Raw genomic sequence first — 4,282 nt, 5'->3', positions numbered from 1 at the left:
AGATGTGTATAAGAGTGGGTGTATATTGCGGCCCTGACAAGGTCAGGGATATACCACCAGGGAGATAAACAGGGGGGATTCTTGCGCTGGATCAAACCCTTGGCGCAAGAATGAACAACGGGGGCAAGGCAAAATACCCCCATTTGAGGATTGCTTATTAATCGATGGCTATTTTTTTCGAGCGAAGCCGCTCAGCCACCGATGGAGGCCAGATGCGGGGTCATGCCGGCATTCCCTTCGTGCAGCCTGTGAGTCGCCGCCTTGCCGGTAAGGGCGCTGCGGATCCGCTGCTGCAATTCATCCTGCTGGCCGTCATCCGTCAACAGATCGCGCAGTTCCACCCCGTGGTCGCCGAACAGGCAGAGGTGCAACTTGCCAAGGGAAGAGACCCGCAGCCGGTTGCAACCGGCACAGAAATCCTTGCTGTAGGGCATGATGAGTCCGACCCCACCCATCGACTCCGGATGCATGAATACCTGGGCGGGGCCATCGTCGTCGCCACGCAGCTGCTGCAGCCAACCGGCATCGAGCAGACGCTGTTTGATGAGCGCCCCGCTGGCGTGATGATCGCGAAACAGGGTATCCATCTCGCCGGTCTGCATCAGCTCGATGAAACGCAGCTCGATGGGATGGTGCCGGATCCAGGCCAGGAAGGCATCCAGCTGGTGGTCGTTGAGACCCTTGAGCAGCACGGCATTGATCTTGACCGACTTGAAGCCGGTGGCCAGCGCCGCTTCGATCCCCTCCATCACCTCCGCCAGCTTGTTCTCGCCGGTGATCTGGTGAAACTGACGCGGATCCAGGCTGTCGACACTGACGTTGAGGGCGGTCAGGCCCGCATCAAACCACTCTTTGGCACGCTCTTTCAAACGATACCCATTGGTGGTCATGGCCACCTTCTCGATGCCGGGGGTATTGGCCACCGTCTCTATGATGGCGGTGAAGTCCCGGCGCAGGGAGGGTTCCCCGCCGGTCAGACGCACCTTGCGGGTGCCCATGGCGGCAAAGCCTGAGACTATGCGGCGGATCTCTTCGAGAGAGAGAAAGGGCTGGCGCCCCGCCTTGCCACCGGCCGGTGGCCGATAGCCATCCGGCAAACAGTAGGTACAGCGAAAATTGCACACGTCGGTGACCGACAGGCGCAAATAGTAAAAACGACGGGAAAAACCATCTTGCAGTGGCGACATAAACACCTTTCCAAATACGGGAGGCCAGGGCATTTCTTTCCTGACCCTTACAGCTCGAACATCGGCTGACGGCGGTTTCCCCCTATCATGAGGACTTAGGCAAAACCGCTCGGAGTTCATCTAGTTTTTCGATGCTAGCACAAGTTGGAGTACACTCCCATGCTACTTTGTGGGGTTATTATCTGCAGTGAAGGAAGAGAGCCGGCATGGGAAAGTGGTTCAAAGTACATTCGGTCAGCAGCGCCATCGGACGCTCCATGGTGCTCATCCTGTTCATGGCGAGCCTGATCGCCGTGGTGGCCATGGTGACCCTGTTCTATTCGGTGCCCGACGCCAAGGCCATCAACCTCTCCGGCTCCCTGCGGATGCAGGCCTACCGCATGGCCTACGAGATTGAGCAGGGCCAGCAGGTGCTGAGCCGGCTCGATCAGTTCGAGCAGACCCTGCACGCCGCCGAGCTGCAGGAGACCCAGCGCTGGATCACCCCCGCCTCCCTGCGTCGCACCTATGGCGAGGTGCTGCAGCAGTGGCAGGTGATGCGCGAGCACATCGAGAATGCCACCCCGCGGCGCTACACCGACAACACAGAGCAGTTTGTCGCCGCCATCGATGATTTCGTCAACCAGATGCAGTATCACGTGGAGTTCAAGGTGCGTATGCTGGCGCTGGCCGAAGGGCTGGGGCTGCTCTCCATCATCACCATCGCCTGGTTCACGGTGCGTTTTACCCGCCAGCAGGTGGTGGCCCCGCTCAACCAGCTGGTCTATTGCGCCCGCCAGATCCAGCGCCAGGAGTTCGATCTGACCCTGCCCCCCCGCTGCGAAAACGAACTGGGGGAGCTGTCGGGGGCCTTCGTCACCATGGCCGATGAACTTGGCAAGCTCTACCGGGAGCTGGAGAGCAAGGTGGAAGAGAAGACCGCCAAGCTGCAGCAGGCCAACGACACCCTCTCCTTTCTCTACAGCACAGCCCAGAAGCTGCACGCGGCGCCGCTGAGCCGGCGCACCCTGCTCAAGCTGCTGGAGCGGGCGGCGGCCCACCAGCACATCGACTACATCCGGCTGACCCGTTTCGAGCACAACGCCATGCCGGACTACATCACCGGCCGCAAGGGTTGGCCAGGCGATCTGGAGGCGGTGGTCAGCTTCTATCTGCAGATGGACGAGCAGGAGTATGGCCGGCTCGACGTCATCAGCAGCCACCCCATCGACGAGCGGCTGATGAAGAACTTCTCCATGTTGCTGGCTCAGGTGCTGCACAAGGATCAGACCCTGCTGCAACACCAGCGCCTGCTGCTGATGGAAGAGCGGGCCGTCATCGCCCGCGAGTTGCACGACTCCCTAGCCCAGGCTCTTTCTTATCTCAAGATCCAGGCCACCCTGCTCAAGCGCTCGTTTGCCAAGGGGGATACCGCCAAGGCCGAAGCCGCCATGCAGCAGATCGACGAGGGGCTTGGCAGCGCCTACACCCAGCTGCGCGAGCTGCTCGGCACCTTCCGCCTCAGCATTGGTGACGCCAATCTCGGCGAAGCCATCAAGGTTATGCTGGAGCAGCTCAAGCCGCAGACCCAGGCCGAGATCAGGCTCCATTACGGTCTGGCCGATACCGACCTCGAGGCGGGTCAGCACATTCACATTTTGCAGCTGATCCGTGAGGCAGTCCTCAATGCCATCAAACATGCCAGCGCACAAGTGATTGATGTTAGCTGTGAGACCCTCGCCGATGGTAACATCCAGGTTCAGATTTCAGATGATGGTGTCGGAATAGGGATCGCAAGCTCGGCGGTCAACCACTACGGCCTGAGCATCATGAACGAGCGTGCCAACAAGCTGCATGGCCTGCTGACCATCAGCGAAAGGCCGCCCAGAGGCACCTGCGTACATCTGACCTTTCCCACCAGCCTAACAAGAGACGCCTGATGGACGAGATGAAATATAGTGTTCTGGTCGTGGATGACCATCCCCTCATGCGCAAAGGGATTGTGCAACTGCTGGCACTGGAAGAGAACATCGAGGTCATCGGTGAAGCTTCCAATGGTACCGACGCCGTCGCCATGGCCAAGGAGTCCGAACCGGACCTGATCCTGCTCGACCTCAACATGAAAGGTCTCTCGGGCCTGGACACCCTCAAGGCGCTGCGTGCCGAGGAGGTGACCTCCCGGGTGGTGATCCTGACCGTCTCCGATGCCCGTCAGGATGTGGTAGCCCTGCTCAAGGCCGGTGCCGATGGCTACCTGCTCAAGGACACCGAGCCCGATATGCTGCTGGCCCAGCTGGCAGACGTGATGACCGGCAAGCAGATCCTGAGCGAACCGCTGCGCCCCTACCTCGAGAACATCTACGAACTGGATCACCTGCAGCAGAAGCTGGAGAGCTTAACGCGTCGCGAAATGCAAATCCTGCGTGAAATTGCAAAGGGCCTCTCCAACAAACAGGTCGCCTCCGTGCTCCATATTTCCGAGGGTACGGTCAAGGTTCACGTCAAGAGCCTGCTCAAGAAACTCGAGGCGCAAAGCCGCGTGGAAGCGGCTGTCATGTACCTGGAGCAGCGCAACTAAGTCCCCTTTTTACCCAGCCAAAGCCACCGTCCGGTGGCTTTTTTCATCCTCTGGCACAGTCGCTGCATTGTCCTGTTCAGTAACAACTGAATGGAGGATGGAACATGAAACTTCAACCTTTGGCACTGTTCCCCTTGCCTTCCCACATCCTGCCTGGTGGCAAGCTTCCTCTGCGTTTGTTTGAGCCGCGCCACCTGCAGATGCTCAAAGAGTCATTCATCAACCTGATTACCCATGACCCTCAGCCAGCTTCAAGAGCCGATATGGCATCGGAGGGCTTGCCACGACTGCATGCCCCAATTCAACCAACATGCTTTTGAGGTCAAAACGATGATTAAACCGGAAGCAGTATTCAGCAAGATGTCTCGGTAAATGCTTCGCTCCGAGCGTATGGCAACTGCCCCGCAGCGAGTTCTTCACATTCCCTATCATCGTGTTTACCCAGTTGAATGCCGGATGATCCAGCAAGTCAAGGTTGCCCCCGGTGACAACACCCAGGTGCTCACAATTGGCCTCCTTCACCGCCCTGAAACAGGCC

4 protein-coding genes, 1 pseudogene and 1 riboswitch are annotated in these 4,282 nt (G+C 58.9%); of the genes and pseudogenes, 3 read left to right on the top strand and 2 right to left on the bottom strand.

The features are described 5' to 3' along the window. Positions 1 to 191: 191 nt before the first annotated feature. A complete protein-coding gene (gene moaA / locus CAK78_RS09605; protein ID WP_094697123.1) occupies positions 192 to 1,187 on the bottom strand; it encodes a GTP 3',8-cyclase MoaA in 996 nt (331 codons plus the stop codon). Beyond that, a riboswitch (molybdenum cofactor riboswitch) is annotated at positions 1,175 to 1,314 on the bottom strand. It overlaps the preceding gene by 13 nt. Before the next feature lie 79 nt (positions 1,315 to 1,393). Here moaA and narQ point away from each other — a divergent pair. From narQ to CAK78_RS09590, 3 genes and pseudogenes are all read left to right on the top strand, one after another. After that, positions 1,394 to 3,106, top strand: a complete 1,713-nt coding sequence (narQ, locus tag CAK78_RS09600; protein ID WP_005299320.1) for a nitrate/nitrite two-component system sensor histidine kinase NarQ — start codon at positions 1,394 to 1,396, stop codon at positions 3,104 to 3,106. Then, positions 3,106 to 3,744, top strand: a complete 639-nt coding sequence (gene narL / locus CAK78_RS09595; RefSeq protein WP_094697122.1) for a two-component system response regulator NarL — start codon at positions 3,106 to 3,108, stop codon at positions 3,742 to 3,744. Before narQ ends, narL begins: the two co-directional genes overlap by 1 nt. A gap of 104 nt (positions 3,745 to 3,848) precedes the next feature. Next, positions 3,849 to 3,968 (top strand): annotated as a pseudogene (locus CAK78_RS09590) (LON peptidase substrate-binding domain-containing protein); the annotation flags it as partial. A 4-nt stretch (positions 3,969 to 3,972) separates the two neighbouring features. On the opposite strand, the gene CAK78_RS09585 reads toward CAK78_RS09590, so the two are convergent. Then, positions 3,973 to 4,282 (bottom strand): transposase (locus CAK78_RS09585; RefSeq protein ID WP_141214129.1); only part of this gene is annotated, 310 nt, incomplete at its 5' end.

The organism is Aeromonas sp. A35_P (assembly GCF_002259925.1).
GTDB classification, from domain to species: Bacteria; Pseudomonadota; Gammaproteobacteria; order Enterobacterales; family Aeromonadaceae; genus Aeromonas; species Aeromonas dhakensis.
This window is presented reverse-complemented; position numbering and strand designations above follow the sequence as displayed.